The 14,599-nt window shown below is 69.5% G+C and carries 12 protein-coding genes; 9 read left to right on the forward strand and 3 right to left on the reverse strand.

Translation table 11 applies throughout. The features are described 5' to 3' along the window. Entirely contained in the window at positions 1-1,263 is a 1,263-nt protein-coding gene (locus Aph01nite_RS00615) for a glycosyltransferase family 2 protein (protein ID WP_204038689.1), read from the reverse strand. A 414-nt stretch (positions 1,264-1,677) separates the two neighbouring features. Here Aph01nite_RS00615 and Aph01nite_RS00620 point away from each other — a divergent pair, with 414 nt between their 5' ends. The 6 genes from Aph01nite_RS00620 (at position 1,678) to Aph01nite_RS00645 (ending at position 9,447) form a co-directional block, all read left to right on the forward strand. Beyond that, positions 1,678-3,249: a P-loop ATPase, Sll1717 family gene (locus tag Aph01nite_RS00620; RefSeq protein ID WP_204038690.1), complete on the forward strand. Its 1,572-nt coding sequence runs from the start codon at positions 1,678-1,680 to the stop codon at positions 3,247-3,249. Then, positions 3,246-5,192, forward strand: coding sequence for a hypothetical protein (locus tag Aph01nite_RS00625; protein WP_204038691.1), 1,947 nt, complete (start codon positions 3,246-3,248; stop codon positions 5,190-5,192). Before Aph01nite_RS00620 ends, Aph01nite_RS00625 begins: the two co-directional genes overlap by 4 nt. Then, positions 5,182-6,069, forward strand: coding sequence for an ADP-ribosylglycohydrolase family protein (locus tag Aph01nite_RS00630; protein WP_204038692.1), 888 nt, complete (start codon positions 5,182-5,184; stop codon positions 6,067-6,069). The genes Aph01nite_RS00625 and Aph01nite_RS00630 overlap by 11 nt, the downstream gene beginning before the upstream one ends. Positions 6,070-6,165: 96 nt before the next feature. Next, positions 6,166-8,262 (forward strand): M6 family metalloprotease domain-containing protein, encoded by a 2,097-nt coding sequence (locus Aph01nite_RS00635; RefSeq protein WP_239161293.1) that lies wholly within the window; start codon positions 6,166-6,168, stop codon positions 8,260-8,262. Between the two features lie 307 nt (positions 8,263-8,569). Next, positions 8,570-8,821, forward strand: coding sequence for a hypothetical protein (locus Aph01nite_RS00640; protein WP_204038693.1), 252 nt, complete (start codon positions 8,570-8,572; stop codon positions 8,819-8,821). A gap of 182 nt (positions 8,822-9,003) precedes the next feature. After that, entirely contained in the window at positions 9,004-9,447 is a 444-nt protein-coding gene (locus tag Aph01nite_RS00645) for a hypothetical protein (RefSeq protein WP_204038694.1), read from the forward strand. Between the two features lie 48 nt (positions 9,448-9,495). Here the strand turns inward: Aph01nite_RS00645 and Aph01nite_RS00650 are convergent, their stop codons facing one another. After that, positions 9,496-10,692, reverse strand: coding sequence for a hypothetical protein (locus tag Aph01nite_RS00650; protein ID WP_204038695.1), 1,197 nt, complete (start codon positions 10,690-10,692; stop codon positions 9,496-9,498). Continuing rightward, positions 10,689-11,189 carry a SigE family RNA polymerase sigma factor gene (locus Aph01nite_RS00655; RefSeq protein WP_204038696.1) on the reverse strand — a complete coding sequence of 167 codons (501 nt, stop codon included), beginning with the start codon at positions 11,187-11,189 and terminating at the stop codon, positions 10,689-10,691. The genes Aph01nite_RS00650 and Aph01nite_RS00655 overlap by 4 nt, the downstream gene beginning before the upstream one ends. Before the next feature lie 151 nt (positions 11,190-11,340). Here Aph01nite_RS00655 and Aph01nite_RS00660 point away from each other — a divergent pair, with 151 nt between their 5' ends. The 3 genes from Aph01nite_RS00660 (at position 11,341) to Aph01nite_RS00670 (ending at position 14,590) form a co-directional block, all read left to right on the forward strand. Further along, the gene (locus tag Aph01nite_RS00660) at positions 11,341-11,943 is read left to right on the forward strand and encodes an RNA polymerase sigma factor (RefSeq protein WP_239161294.1); all 603 of its coding nucleotides are present in this window, start codon (positions 11,341-11,343) and stop codon (positions 11,941-11,943) included. Then, on the forward strand, positions 11,936-12,946 hold the full coding sequence (locus tag Aph01nite_RS00665) for a CU044_5270 family protein (protein ID WP_204038698.1): 1,011 nt from the start codon (positions 11,936-11,938) through the stop codon (positions 12,944-12,946). The genes Aph01nite_RS00660 and Aph01nite_RS00665 overlap by 8 nt, the downstream gene beginning before the upstream one ends. A gap of 189 nt (positions 12,947-13,135) precedes the next feature. Beyond that, positions 13,136-14,590 (forward strand): heparinase II/III domain-containing protein, encoded by a 1,455-nt coding sequence (locus tag Aph01nite_RS00670; protein ID WP_204038794.1) that lies wholly within the window; start codon positions 13,136-13,138, stop codon positions 14,588-14,590. Positions 14,591-14,599 lie beyond the last annotated feature (9 nt).

Raw genomic sequence — 14,599 nt, forward strand, 5'->3', positions numbered from 1 at the left:
TCAGACCATTCCCTTGAGCGTGGCCGCGCTCTGGCCCGCTCCGCCCACCTGGTCGGACGTACGGGTCAGCCAGCCCTGCTTGTTCATCGACAGGAACGCGTACAGCTTGATCGGCAGGGCGATCATGATGACCACCAGGCAGAGCAGCGGCAGCAGCAGGATCTCTCCCGGGTGGCGGCGCAGGTGCGACCAGCCGCGGATGCCCCGGCCCAGCAGCAGCCACCCGACGGCCAGCGAGATGCCCAGCGCCGTCAGCTCCAGCCGGCTGAAGAACAGGTACGCCAGCGTGACGCCCATGGTCACCGGGGTGAGCAGGATCTGCAGCACGGTCACCTTGGTGACCAGCGGCGTCTTCCAGAGCCACCCCTTCCACAGCGCGGTCAGGTAGCAGCGGTAGGAGTTGCGGCTCCACCGGACCCGCTGCTTGACGAAGGCGCGGAAGGAGTCGGGGAACATCGAGATGGCGCGGGCCGAGGACTGGTGCACCGTCTTGTACCCGGAGGCCAGCACCAGCCAGGTGAGCCGGCCGTCGTCGCCGGCGATGCACCGCCGGCCGAGGAAGAACTCGTTCTCCAGGTTGTGCACGACCGGGAGGATGGCCGAGCGCCGGTAGGCGGCGGTCCGGCCGGACAGGCAGGCCACGCCGCCGCGGCTGCCCATGGCCGGCACGTAGTCGTAGTAGCGGAGGTTGACCAGCCAGTCGGCGATGCGCCGCCAGACGCTGCTGGTGCGCTGGTAGACGTTCTGCTGGGTGCCGACGCCACCGACCGCCGGGTCCTCGAACGGCATCTGCACCGCGTCCAGCAGGCCGGGCTGCCACCAGGTGTCGGAGTCGGCGAAGACCACGAGCTCGCCCCGGGCGGCCCTGATGCCCACCCCCAGCGCGGAGCGCTTGCCGGAGTGCTCGTAGACCAGGACCTTCAGCCGGGGGTCGGTCACCTCGTGCAGCTTGGCGTGACACTCGGTGTCGGCCACGTCCACCACGATGATCACTTCGTACGGGTCCTGCTCCAGCCAGCTGGCGAGGCAGCGGACCAGGATCTCGGCGTCCTCACGGTAGGACGGGACGACGACGGAGACGGTCGTGCGATAACTGTTCACGACCGGTTTCGCGAGCCGGGACAGCACCACCCGATAGAGCCAGAGACCCCAGACGAGCAGGCCGGCCAGACCCAGCGGGATCAGGTCTCGCCAGGTCCCGTTGGCACTGGACCGGACGACCCATTCATAGGCAGCATCAAGCCAGTTCGAATCTGACGCCACGTTTGATCCTCCTGGGCGATTCGCCCCCATATGCCCAAATCATCCTGGGCAAACTAGCCCTTCACAGACGTGGAGAACCTATGGGTCAAGGTGCTGTACATCGGCGGGAACGTTGCAATTGTTATAAGCCTGACGAACTTTGCACATGGGGTATATGGGGCTAATGAGACAGGGGCTAAGATCATCCCATATCGGACGGGCTTCGTTACATGATCCAAATGTGATTTAGATCACATTTTATGGGAAGCCACCTTAACTATGACCAGGGCAAACGCTACTCGGTCATGATCCGCCGAGGATGTTATCCATAACTTCGGTATGACTTCACCGAAATTTCCCCGCACGCTGTATCAACGCGGCGGGACCGCACTCCTAGAGGTGACGACGAGCGGCAATCTCATCACGTGGAGTGCCATGTCCGCCAATGGCCTTGACGCCCTGTTCACCATGAAGAACCCGCTGGGCCCCATCGCGATCTCCGACCGCGAGAGCCTGCCGGTCCTGCGGGCCCTCTACGACACCCGCGTCAACCTGCACCTCCAGTCGGAGACCAGCCCGCCCACCTTCATCGTGGGCCGCCGCGGCTCCGGCAAGACGTCGTTGCTGCTCTCCCGCGAGTTCGACGCCCAGACCCTGTCCGTACGGCTGAGCGCCGCCGGCGTCTTCTCCCGGATCCAGGCCGCCGTGCGGCTCATCGGCGACTCGATGATGCTCACGGTCGAGGGGGTGGCCCAGATCTGGGAGATGCTCCTGTGGGCGCCCGTCATCACCCGGCTCGTCGTCTCGCAGCCGCCGTCCCCGGCCGACCCGCCGCGGGCCAGGCAGCTGCTCTGGGACGAGACGGCGGCCATCCGCCACCACCTCGGCGACCCGGCCACCCAGGACGACGACGCCCTCGACTTCGCCACCCTCCGGCTCATCGACCACGTCAAGAACGGCGGGACCTCGATCAGCCTGGAGAACCTCAGGCGCGGCTTCCGGCTCGGCCGCCGCCCCTGGAGCGAGGCGGTCGACGTGGCGGGCGAGCTCATCCGCGCGCGCCGTACGCCCGTCTTCGTGCTGATCGACTCGCTGGAGGACATCGGCGGCCACATCGAGCCCATCCAGAGCTGCCTGCAGGGGCTGTTCCACCTGGTCGGCGGCATCGGGCTGCGGACCGGCCGGACCGGTTTCCGGGTGCAGTGCTGCTTCCCCAGCGAGCTGTGGCCGGCGCTGGTCCACGTGGCGGCGAACCCGGTCAAGGACTTCAGCGGGCGCATGGTGCTGCGCTGGCACTGGAAGGATCTCGTGAAGGCCGTCGGCGGGCGGCTGCACACCTTCCTGCGGCTGCACTTCCCGGGAGAGCTCAAGGGGCTGCCGGCAGCCGACCCCGAGGAGCTGGTGTACCGGCTGCTGCCGCCGAGCCTGACCTCTCCCACCGGGAGGGCGGAACCCACCATCGCGTACCTGCTGCGCCACACCCAGCTGCTGCCCCGCCAGGTCCTGTACGTCTTCAACGAGGCCCTGCACCGGTCGATCGCGAGCACCGGCAGGCCGTACCTGCGGGCGGAGCACCTGCTGGCGACCATCGCGGAGACCGAGGTCACGCTGTGCGCCGAGGTGTTCTCCGCGCACCGGTTCCGGTACCCGCAGGCGCACGCGGTGGCGCGGCGGCTCATCCCGTACCTGCCGTTCCGGTTCGACGATCCGTACCTGCACCGGATGTGCAACCGGGCCGGGATCAGGGCGGAGTTCGGGCTCGGTTACCTGGAGGTCCGCGAGATGTTCACTGACGTGGGCGTCATCGGGCGCTTCCAGGACGAGACGGAGCGTTATCTGCGGGCCGAGTTCGCGTACGCGGCGGAGGGCCAGATGGTGCTGTCCCCGGACGAGGAGTACTGCCTGCATCCGCTGTTCGTGCGCCGGTACAACGCCAAGGACGTGCGGTCGCCGCAGAAGGGCGGCAAACCGGTCTATCCGTCGGGGACCCCGGAGGGAGCACCATGAGCACGCGGTACCACTACGTCGGCACCCAGGCGGACGGGATCGGCATCGCCCTGGCGGGTGGCGGCGTCCGGGCCGCCTGCCTGGGCTTGGGCGCCCTGCAGGTGGCGGAGGAGTCGGGCCTGCTGGGCAGGACCGCGTACGTGTCGGCGGTCTCCGGCGGGAGTTACACCGCCACGGCCTTCATCTCCGCCCGGGCGGCGTCCCGGCCCGAGGGTGGAGCGGCCCCGTGGAGCCACGGTTCGCCGGAGGAGGCCCATCTTCGCAGGAACCTGCGCTACCTGGGCGAGGACTTCCCCGACCTCTTCCTCAGCATGGTCCGCTACCTGGTCAGCGCGGTGCTCAACCTGGTGCCCTTCGCCGCCGCCGTCGCGCTGGCCGCCTGCGTCCTCGGCGGCGTCTACAAGGCCGGCGCGCTGCTCGGCGGGGAGGACGCCCTGTACGCGCGGTTCCCCGAAGCCCGCTGGACGGTGGCCGCCGTGATCGCCGCCGTCGCGGTGCTGGCGGAGTTCAAGCTCGGCCGGGCCGAGAGGGTGGTCCGCCGGGTGGTGCTCGGCGTCGTCCTCGTCCTGCTGCTGCCCGACGTGGTCGCCGCCGGCACCCACGTCCTGCGGGCGAGCATGTTCGACGGCTCGTCCATCCCCCGGCTGCTCGGGCTCGGCGCGCTCATGGCCGCCGTGGCGTTCGCGGTGTTCCGCTCGCAGTGGGGGTTCTCCGCCAGCCGGGTCCGGCAGACGCTGCGGCAGCTCGTGCGGATCCTGTTCGACACGATCATGGGCGCGGTGCTGGTGCTGCCGCTGCTGCTGTCGATCGGGCATGTCAGCCAGTTGCCGTACCGGACGATCGGGGTGGTCGCGGCGGTGGCGGTGCTCCTGCTGCTGGTCTTCGGGCTGCTGGTGCCGGCCAACAGGACCTCCCTGCACCGGGCGTACTCGCGGCGGCTCGACCGCGCCTACGTGGTGCGTGCCGGGGAGCGTCCGGTGCGCCTGTCCGAGGTGCTGCTCACGGACACCCACACGGACGGCCTGCCGCGGCTGCTGGTGTGCACCTCGGTCAACCTGCGCGCCGAGGAGTCCGCGCAGGGCGAGGGCTGCGCGTCGTTCGTGTTCTCCGCCGACTACGTGGGCAGCGCCGCCATCGGGACGGGTGATCTGCCCGCGTTCGCGTGCCGGCTCGACGCCGCCAGCCTGGTCGCCGCCTCCGGCGCCGCCGTCGCGCCCAACATGGGCCGCTACACCGGCAGGGCGAGCCGGATCGCGCTCGCCCTGATGAACCTCCGGCTCGGCCTCTGGCTGGAGAACCCCCTGGTCGGCCGGCCCGGGAACCGGATCAGGGACTTACTCCCCGCCGGCCTCGCCGACACCTGGTACGCCCCTGGCCCGCTGTCCACGTGGCGCGAGGCCCTGGGCGACCTCTCGGTCACGCACGGCCACATCTTCATCTCCGACGGCGGGCACTGGGACAACTCCGGCGTCGTGGAGCTGCTGCGCAGGCGCTGCCGGACGGTGTTCGCCGTGGACGCCTCCGTCGACGAGTTCCGCCTGGGGAACGCGCTGCGGATGATCTCGCTGGCCCGCGCCGAGCTGGGCGTCGAGTTCGACGCGGACGGGCTGCTGCTGGAATCCCGCGCGCCCGTCCTGAAGATCCCGTTCCGGTATCCGGACGACACGGAGGACGACCCCGAGGCGTACCTGATCCTGATGCGTTCGCACATCAGCAAGGACATGCCCAGCGATCTCGTCGCCCTGGCGGCCGACCGTACGGCCTTCCCGCGTCATTCGACCCTGAACCAGTTCCTGGCCGCGCGGGACGTGGACGCGTACATCGCGCTCGGCCGGTGGCTCTTCCAGCGCGGCCTGGTCGCCGCCGACCTGATCCCGGTGTTCGCCGCCACGCCCGGCCCGGCGAACGTGATCGATGACACAATCGTCGGTGATGCCGCCTGAATCCCGATCCCGCGCGAGCGACTCCCTCTACGGCCTGGCCCTGGGCGACGCGCTCGGTTCCCAGTTCTACGTCCCCGCCAACCGCCAGGCCCGCGACGACCGGCTGCTGCCGCCAGGCCCCTGGCAGTGGACCGACGACACCGAGATGGCCTGCTCCGTCCACCGCGTCCTCACCCGCCGCGGCACCATCGACCAGGACGAACTCGCCGCCAGCTTCGCTGCCCGCCACGACTTCGACCGCGGGTACGGCCCCGCCACCAACCGCATGCTGCGCCTGGTCCGCGAGGGCGGCGACTGGCGCGCCCTGGCCTCCGGGCTCTTCGACGGCAGTGGCTCGTGGGGCAACGGAGCCGCCATGCGGGTGGCACCGCTCGGCGCGTGGTTCGCCGGCGATCCCGCGCGGGCCGTACGGGAGGCGAGAGCGTCGGCCGAGGTCACCCACACGCATCCGGAGGCCGTCGCGGGCGCCGTCGCCGTGGCGGTGGCCGCTTCCGTCGCCGCCGGATCGGCCGACCTGACCCCGGGAAGCTTCCTCGACCAGGTCCTCTCGCACACCCCGCCGAGCCTGGTCCGTGAGGGCATCGCCGAAGCCCGGCGACTGCTCCCCCTCGCCGACCCCGTCCTCGCCGCGCGCGCCCTCGGCAACGGCCGCGAGGTCTCCGCCCAGGACACGGTGCCCTTCACCCTGTGGGCCGCCGCCCGCCACCTCGGGGACTACGAGCAGGCCTTCTGGACCACCGCCGCCGCGGGCGGCGACATCGACACCACGTGCGCGATCGTCGGCGGCATCATCGGCACCCGTGCCCCGCTACCCCCTGGCTGGCTGAACTCCTGCGAACCCCTGCCCGCCTGGGCCTACGAGACCTCTCCCCGCTGACACCCGTCTGCCGAACCGGCCGTGCCCTGCCTCTGTCATTTCTCCTGACAGTGTGTCAATTGATCTCCAATTTGCCCCTATATAACGTGACATAGTATGAGACGCCCCCTCAGGTTGCTCCTGGCGACCGTGGCAATCCTGCCCCTTTCATTACTCCCCGTTACCTCGGCCACCGCGGAACCGGCCCCCGATCCGGAACTCCCCTGGCGCTACGACCACTGGCCGCAGACCCAGCCGTGGCAGCAGGACGAACCCAGCTCGGCGCAGCAGCTGCGCACCCAGGGCGGTCAAGCGGGTCACCCCGCCCCGATCGACCCGCAGAAGTGGAAGAACCCGGACCACATGACGTGGGCCGACTACAAGAAGGTGCCGGGCACCAACTGGGCCGATCCCTCCGTGCCCGGCTCGGTGCGTACCTTCAAGGGCGCGCTGGTCCTGCTGGACTACCCGAACCAGCCGTTCGTGGTGACCCAGCCCAAGGGTTCGACCGTCTTCAAGAACCCCACCGCGGAGGCCCACGACATCCCCCGCGACCAGGTCGCCAAGTTCTACCAGGACTTCCTCAACACCCCGAACGACCTCAACCGCGGGCACACCATCCACGAGTACTGGATGGAGGACTCCGGCGGGCGTTACGGCGTGGACCTCACCGGCTTCGGGCCTTACACAATGCCGGGCAAGGACCACGAGTACGCGCTTGAGTACCAGCGCAACTCCTGCCCGGCCGGGGACTCCTGCAACAAGGACCTGCGCCGCGACGGCAACGCGGCCTGGCTGGCGGCGGTCGGCCCGGAGACGGCGGCCCAGTTCGACTTCATCTTCTACGTCAGCGCCGGCCAGGACGAGTCGTCCACCTGGCAGGAGTTCGGCATGATGAAGTTCCCGACCCAGAACGACGTCACCGACGAGTGGGGCCCCGACGACCCGGCGTTGCCGAACTGGTCGCCCACCCGCTACGTCTCGTGGACCTCGTGGCAGGCCGGCTCCACCTTCTGGCCCAACGCCCGCTTCGGCGTCGACTCGGTCCAGGCCGAGAGCTCCGGCATGGGCGTGTACGCCCACGAGCTGAGCCACATCATGGGCATCGCCGACAACTACAACAACCCGTACGCGATTCCGGTGCGCCGCGCGTACACCGGCATCTGGGAGATGCTCAGCCGGGGCAGCTTCAACGGGCCCGGCGGCCCGCACAGCCGCTGGCTGATCCCGCCCACCTCGGGCGGCTCCATGGGCGCCCAGCACATGCTGCGTAACAAGATCAAGCTGAACATGGTCGACGAGGCCAACGTGCTGCGCCTGGACCGGGACGCGCTGGACGAGTCCGGCCTGGTGGTGGCGGAGGTCACCGCCCGCGCCGTACAGCCGGGGGCGAACGGCCTGATGGGCGTCAACATCGCGATGGGCGCCGACCTGAGCCCCACCTGCTCCGCCACCACCGACCCGCTCTGCGACGGCGGCCGCTACAACAACTACACGGTCGAGGTCGTGGACCGGATGGGCGCGGACTCGTTCACGCCCGACTCCGGCGTCCTGCTGGCCAAGACCAAGAACGCCGACCAGGCGCCCTTCGAGTGGGTCATCGACGCCAACCCGCAAGACATCGGCATGACCGACTACGTCCTGCCGGACGGCACCGCGGTCCCGATCACCATCGGCGACTACCGGCAGCTCTCCGACGCCCTGTTCCACGCGGGCGCCGACTCGGGCAGCGAGTACGAGTACGTGGACGAGGCCAATCGCCTGCACTTCTACGTGCTCGACCTCAAGCGCAGCAAGGGCGTGCTGACCTACAAGGTGGCCGTCCGCTCGCTGGACGGCTCCGGCCCGCAGAAGCGCGGCGTCAAGCTGCTCCCCAGCATCGACATCACCGCCGGCGACTCCGTCGCCACCTGCAAGTTCCCGCTGTTCAACACCGGCAAGAAGGCGGCTGTCACGGCGGCGCACCCCGAGGACGTGTCCGCGTACCTCAACGGCGACGTCTACCGGCTGACCGCCGAGGCGGAGGGTCGCGGCTGGACGGTCTCGCTGCCCAACCACCTGGCCACCGCCGAGTTCGGCAAGCAGGTCACCGTCCCGGTGAACGCGCTCCGCGCCAAGGGCGGCAGCCTGATCGCGAAGATCAAGCTGACGGCCATCTCGGAGAGCGACCCCACCAAGACGGCGAAGGCGACCTGTCTCGCCATCGGCCGCTGATCTGAACTGAGCCGAGGGGCACGGCGTGGGCCGTACCCTCGGCTCAGCCGTTCTCGGGCACCATTTTGACGCGGCTTGTGAAATTTCTTAAATGCGCTGATTCGGTGGCTTCGCGAGTCATGCGGATGTTCCCGTGATGCAGAATGTCACTGTGAGGCGATCCCCCTTAGCCATACTCGCTGACATAGCCGCAGTCTTAGGACTTTTTGTGGCCATAATCGCCCTGATGGTCGATATTAGAAATTCTCCGAACAATCCCGGCACGTCACCACCAGGGGCTCCGGGGGCCGGCCAGGTTCCCAGCAACGTGAGCATCGTGCTGTGGGCGATCGCCCTGATGGCGGGAATCCTGGTGGTGAGCTCGATCCTCGCCATCGTCACCCGATACGGCAGGGAAGGCGGAATCGCGTCCATCGCCGTGGCCGCCACCGGCTACGGGGTCTGGGCTGCGATCTTCTGGGAATGGCTGGCCTGGTGGGCGCTTCTCGCCGCTCTCGCCGGATGCGCGCTGGCCTGGATGTCGGTGGACAAACTGACCGAACGCGTGCTGGGAAAATGACGCCGAAACCCAAAGTTCCCGCGCGGGTGACCCTGCCCTAGGAAAGACCCTTGGGACGCCGTGCTCCCCGAACCCCGGGAGACTCGCGCCCGCGGCACCAGGGAACTCCCCGGCACAACCCCCGAAGCCCTCGAATACCCCTTCTTCCTATTGTTCAACCATCAGAACAATCGGGAGGAAGCATGGCATTCAAATCCGGCAGTTTCCAGATTCCGTTCGGCCTGGCCCCGGCCCTGCTCAGCGGAAACATCCAGGCGGAATTCGTGGATGTGGGCGGCGGCCCACCGGCCGACGTCCTCAAGGCCGGAGACGCCTTCCAGGTCAACTTCAGCTGGGAGATCACCGGCTCACTCGCCCCGATGATCGGCGGCACCTGGCAACTCCGCCTCCTCATCGACGAGATCGGCGGCCCCCACGACGCCCCCTTCCCCGCCACCCCCCAGCTCAAGCCCCTCACCGGCGTCAACGCGTACACCGACAACATCATCGTCACCAACGGCCTCCCCGCCGGCCCCGGCGGCAGCAGCTACGCCCTCGTCGCCTCCCTCAGCTACCTCAACGTCGCCGGCACCCCCGGCGCCATGGGCGGCTTCGTCGACCTCGGCCTCATCAGCGTCGTGGCGTGACACCCACACGGGAGGCGGCGGGCGAGAGATGCCGCCGCCTCCCGGCGATCAGTCGATCCGGGACAGGTCGATGACCACGTTGTGGTCGCCGAGGGGGTAGGTGAGCAGGCGGCCGTCGCCGAGGGCGGGTTCCACGCCGATGGATTTGCCGGAGTCGTCGTCGCGGTAGCCGTAGTCGCCGGATTTGCCGGTGCGCAGGTCGTGGAGGACGTCGATGCCGAGGTCGCCTCTGTACAGGGTCATGAAGCGGTCGGCGGCCAGGCCGAAGAGGCTCCAGCTGGGGAGGTCGCGTTCCTGGGAGCCGTCGCGGGGGCGGTAGAACGGGGTGCCGTCCGGGCGGCCGCCGCTGCACATCCACACGCCGCAGACGACGTTCTTCTCGCCGGGGCGCACCACGGCCCTGCTGGTGGCGCCGGTGTCGACGTTGAGGAGTTCCTGGAAGGCGGTCTCCCCGTTCGGGGTGTACCTGCCCACGCTGCCGACGAAGGGCCAGCGCAGGATGTGGTACCGGTCGGCGCCGGGGACGGGCGTCACGGTGCCGCCCCCGAGGGGAACCGTGAACACGCCGCCCTCCATGACGGAGAAGGCCAGCCGGTCGCCGGCCACGGCCAGCGTGTCGGCCCGGCCGGGCACCGAGTCGGTACGGATCTCGGCCGGTTCGCCCCCGGAGATCGGTACCGACCAGAACCTGCTGGACATCCTGCCCTCGACCTTCTCGATGGTCTGCCAGACGACCAGGCCCGCCCCCGCGGCGTAGCCGGACGCGTAGACCCCCTTCTTCGTACGGATATCCGCGATCTTGCGGATCTCCTGGGTGGCCAGGTCGTACGTGTAGAGGGCGTTGGCCTTCTCGAAGCTCGCCCACGTCTCCAGCAGCAGCGTGCGGCCGTAGATGAACACCCGCGGGCGCAGGGCAGGCCCGTCCGGGAGCTTGGCGGGGATCTTCCAGACGGCTTCCGGCCACACCTTCTCCACCGGTTCCGGGGCGGGGGGCGGCGCGGTCGCCGTCGGGCTCGGCGTCGGGGTCACGGCGGTCTGGTCGAGCGTGTCCCCGCCGCGTACGGCCACGCCGACCCCGGCCGCCACCGCCGCGACCGTGAGCGCGGCCACCAGCGCCTGGGCGCGCGTCCGGCGGCGGCGTGAGCGTGCGACGATGCGGTCCGCCAGGCCGGTCGGCGCGTGCGGCGCGCGGGCGGAGGCGTGGTCGAGGGCCCTGCGGATGTCGGCTTCCAGCTCCTGGTTCATCGGGTGCTCCCGTTCGCGGCGGCATGGCCGGCGATGGTCGTACGGAGTCTGCTCAGGCCGAGTGACGCGTGGCTGCGGACGGTCCCCCGGGAGATCCCGAGCACGCGGGCGATCTCCTCGTCGGTCAGCTGCTCGTAGTAGCGCAGCACGAGCACGGCCCGCTGTTTGCGCGGCAGGCCGTCCATGGCCTGCCACAGCCCTTCCTCCAGGTCGGAGGGGAGCGCGTCCAGGTGCGTCTCCTCGGGCGGATCCCAGGCCAGCTGCTCCCGCCGCCGCGACCGCCACACGCTGATGTGCAGCCGTGCCATGATCACCCGGGTGTAGCGCTCGGGGTCCTGTTTGCGGCGTACCCGGGACCACGCCCGGTGCAGCCGGATCAGCGCTTCCTGGGTCAGGTCGGCCGCGTCGTGCGGGTTGCCGCTGAGCACGTAGCCGTATCGCAGCAGGGCGTCGGCACGCTCGGCGACGAAGTCCTCGAAGCGCGAGTCGTTCTCCAAATGCCTCCACCTTTCACAGTCCGACGTACCTCTGACGGCGGCGGGTGCGAAAGTGTTGAATCCCGGCGGCGTGAAAGTGGATCGGCGGATCGGGAGATACAGGATGTCCGCTGATCGCAGCCGAAGGAACGCAGATGACGGGGAGAGCGTCGTGACCACGGTGTCCTGGGCCGGGCCCCTGGCCGGGGACGCCGAGGTGGTGCGGGGGTCGCTGGTGGAGTCCGAGCGCTTCAGCGTGATCTTCGACGCGTACTTCGGGGAGATCCACCGGTACGTGGCCCAGCGGCTGGGGGCCGACAGCGCGGAGGACGTGGTCGCGGAGACGTTCCTGACCGCGTTCCGCAAACGCACCCGGTACGACCCGTCGCGCGCGAGCGTCCGCGTCTGGCTGTACGGCATCGCGACCAACCTCATCCGCCGCCATCATCGCACCGAGCTGCGCACCCTGCGGGCCCTCGGACGGCACGGTCCCGATCCGGATGTTCCCGGACATGAGGATGAGGTCAGCGCGCAGGTGAGCGCCCAGAGCCTGCGGCCGAGCATCGCGGCGGCGCTGGCCGGGCTGCACCAGCGGGATCGGGACGTGCTGCTGCTGGTCGCGCTGGCGGATCTCAGTCATGAGGAGATCGCGAGCGCGCTGGGCATTCCGTACGGGACGGTGGGGTCGCGGTTGAGCAGGGCCCGGCGGAAGTTGCGGGCGGTGCTGGGAGAGAGCAATCCGATGCTCGATCCGGAGGAGGCCGGCCGTGGATGAGCTGGTGCGGGAGCTTTACGGGGAGCCGGCGCCCGATCCGGCGCTGAAGACCCGGGTGGGCGCGCTGCTGGAGGCCGAGGCCCGGCGGCGGCTGCGCAGGCCGTGGTCCATGGCCGTGGCCGGTCTCGCGGCGGCGGCGGTCGTGGCGGGAGTGGTGCTCGCGGGGGTGGCCGCCGAGTCGCCCGACGAGGCTCCCGGGGTGGAGTCGGGGCGGTCGATTCTGCTGGCGGCCGCGATCACTGCCGAGTCGGGTACGGCTGACGCCGGGGCGTACTGGCGGGTCAGGAAGCTGGTGCGGGAGCGGTACCCGGAGATGCTGGGGAGCGGCCAGAACCGGTACTGGATGGCCGAGTCGCGGGTGGCCGAGCAGTGGATGTCCAGGAGTGGGAAGGTCTGGGCGGGTTCTGCGGAGTTGGGGGCGACGCCTGCCGGCCGGGCCGACGAGGAGGCGTGGCGGCGGGACGGGTCGCCGGTGCGGTGGCCTGGGCATCGGCTGTCCACGTCTGCCGGGAAGGGCACGCTGGAGGCCGTTCCGGGTGGGGTGGCGTTCAGCATGGCCGGGAAATCGATGACGTTCGCGCGGATTCGGGCGCTGGCGACTGATCCTGTGGGGCTGCGGGCTGAGGTTGAGGAGATCGTGTCCTCCACGGGGGCGGACGACGGTCTCGTGGCGGATGCGCTGAGTGGTCTCCTGTGGAGCAAACCCTCTCCGCCGGACGTGCGGGCGGCCGCCTATCGGGCGCTCGCGGAGCTGCCCGAGGTCAGGTATCTCGGTCAGCGCGCTGATGAGTCCGGTCGTGTCGGGGCGGCATTCACATTCACCTTGCGGGAGCCCATCGGCCTGGTGCGACGGACTCTGATCATCGACACCGGGAGTTCGCAGGTCCTCTCCTCGGTCACCGACGCGGCCGGCGTCAGGGACGACCAGGTCGAACTGGTCCTGGAAGCCGGTTGGACAAACGAGAAGCCGACCGCTCCGGACCTGCCACCCGGGACCCCATAAACCGGTAGCCGAGGGCCTCTTTCGTTAGCGACGGCCCTGGTCGCTGGCGTACTTCTCTCTCTTCATTGGAGCAATCGCTTGTTTCGTCATGCCTTCCACAAGGTGGTGGATTCGCGGCTTTCACTGGCCGTTGACGGGCCGGTCGTCGCCGGGAGCGGTGGGCTGCCGAGCATCGACGTGGACGAGGTGATGCGAGGGCGGGTCGGGTTCGTCGGGTTGCCCGCTGTGGAGTTGGGGCGGGAGGTCGATTGGCGGGCGGATCCGCATCGGAATCGGTCGTGGATGTTGAACCTGCATGCGTTGCGGTGGATGGGGGCGCTGGTCGTCGCGTACGAGAAGTCGGGGGATCGGGGGGTTCTGGAGCGGGCGGCGGGGATCGCGGAGCAGTGGGTGCGGGGGAATCCGGCGGGGAGGGCGGGGGTCAGTCCGTGGGCCTGGGCCGAGCACGCGGTGGCGTTGCGGGCTCCCGCGCTGGTACGGCTGAGCGCGCATGTCCGCGCCGACTGGCTGGCGAGGAGTTTGGCGGAGCATGCGCGGGTGCTGTGTGATCGTTCGCTCTATCGGCATGGGCACAACCACGGGCTGGATCAGGACATCGCGCTGCTGATGATCGGCTGCCGGTTCCGGCGGCGGCGTTGGACGGAACTGGCGATCAGGAGGATGACCGCGTCGGCGGCGTACGCCATCGACGACCAGGGAGCACTCCACGAGCAGGCACCCCGATACGGCATCTACGTGCACAAACGGCTCGGAGTCGCACTGGAGGCGATCAAGGGTTGCGGGGTCGGGATACCCGCGGATCTCGTACGGCGGCGGCGGTCCCTGGAGGCGTACGTCAGCCATGCCACGCAGCCGGATGGGCGACTCGCGCCGATCGGCGACAGCCCCGCCGACACGCGTCCGGCCGGTTTCCGGGCCGACGAGGCGAACGTCAAGGTGTTCGACGCTGGTTACGTCTTCGGGCGTACGCGATGGAACGACCGGAAATCCGCGTATTACTCCATCAGGTTCGGACCGGGACGGAAGCTGCACGGACACGAGGATCACCTGGGCGTGACGTATCACGCGCACGGCCGGGACATCCTGGTCGAGGCGGGTTTCCACTCGTACGAGAAGACTGCGTATCGGGAGTGGACGGCGTCGCCGGAGGCGCACAATGTGCCGATCGTGGTGGGCGGGGTGTTCCGGCCGGGTGTGGCGACACGGCTTGAGCACGCGGACGCCGATCGGCAGACGTTCCAGCTGGCCGACGACGCGTACGGGGTGGTGCGGACGCGGTCGGTGCGGGTCAGCCATGGCCCCGACGTGATGGCGGTGCTGGACGAGGTTCCCGGGCGGGCGAGGGTCCGGAGTCTGTGGCATCTCGCGCCGTCGCTCCGGGTGGTCTCGAACCGCGACGGCAGGGTGGTGCTCGCGGACGGAGACTGGCGGGCGACCATGATCATGCTTCCGGCGGGCGGGGCGGAGGTGCGCCCGGGGATCGTCTCCCCCGGCTACCTGCGCAAGGCGGAGACGACGACGGTGCTCTCCGCCCCGGCGAGGTCGGTGCTGACCCTGATCGTGCCAGGGACGGACAATCCCGAAATATCAGTATCCGACAGCGTCGTCACGATCAGCGGCGTCTCGTTCCCGCGTGGCCTTTGACGCCGCCAT

The sequence above is a fragment of the Acrocarpospora phusangensis genome, from assembly GCF_016862995.1.
In the GTDB taxonomy this organism is placed as follows: domain Bacteria; phylum Actinomycetota; class Actinomycetes; order Streptosporangiales; family Streptosporangiaceae; genus Acrocarpospora; species Acrocarpospora phusangensis.